This window comes from Natronomonas aquatica (assembly GCF_024449025.1).
GTDB lineage: Archaea > Halobacteriota > Halobacteria > Halobacteriales > Haloarculaceae > Natronomonas > Natronomonas aquatica.
The window spans coordinates 1-900 of record NZ_JAHLKM010000074.1 but is presented as its reverse complement, the minus strand read 5'-3'; the positions used below and the strand labels follow the sequence as shown (position 1 = coordinate 900).

Sequence of the window (900 nt, the reverse complement as noted above, 5' to 3'; positions counted from 1 at the left end):
TGGAAGGTCTCGGCGACCGTCGGCGGGTCGTCGGCGGGGCCACAGACGTCACCGCGGCGGATGTCGTCCTTGCCGATGCCGCGGACGTTGAACCCGACGTTGTCGCCGGGCTCGGCCTGCGGGACCTCTTCGTGGTGCATCTCGACCGTCTTGACCTCGCCGCCGACGTCCGAGGGCTGGAAGGAAACGCTTTCGCCCGTTTTGAGGATCCCCGTCTCGACACGTCCGACCGGGACGGTACCGATACCGGAGATCGTGTAAACGTCCTGGATCGGCAGTCGCAGCGGCGCGTCCGTCGGCGGCTGCGGCTCCGGCAGGTTGTTGAGCGCCTCGAGCAGGCTCGGCCCGTCGTACCAGGGCGTGTTCTCCGAATCCTCGGAGACGTTGTCGCCCTCGAAAGCCGAGGTCGGGATGAACTCGGCGTCGTCGACGTTGAACCGGACCTGCTGGAGCAGTTCCTTGACCTCCTCGACGACGGCCTTGTACTTGCTTTCCTCGTAATCGACGAGGTCCATCTTGTTGACCGCGACGATGAGTTCGTCGATACCGAGCGTACGGGCCAGGAAGACGTGTTCCTGTGTCTGGGGCTGGACGCCGTCGTCGGCCGCGACGACGAGCACCGCGTTGTCGGCCTGGCTCGCGCCAGTGATCATGTTCTTGACGAAGTCGCGGTGGCCCGGACAGTCGACGATGGTGAAATAATACTCGTCGGTGTCGAACTCCTGGTGGGCGATGTCGATGGTGACACCTCGCCGAGGAGCGAGAGCGAGGTTGTCCATCACGTAGGCGAACTCGAAGCCGCCTTTGCCCTTCTCTTCGGCTTCCTCATTCAATATACGTTTTTTAATGATCTGGGACCAACCGCCACTGAGGCAAATATCCGGGTCAATCCCTTGTAGC

The 900-nt window shown here is 62.7% G+C and carries 1 pseudogene; it reads right to left on the bottom strand.

Annotated features, from left to right (window positions below):
* Positions 1–827, bottom strand: a pseudogene (locus KM295_RS16790) (GTP-binding protein); the annotation flags it as partial.
* Positions 828–900 lie beyond the last annotated feature (73 nt).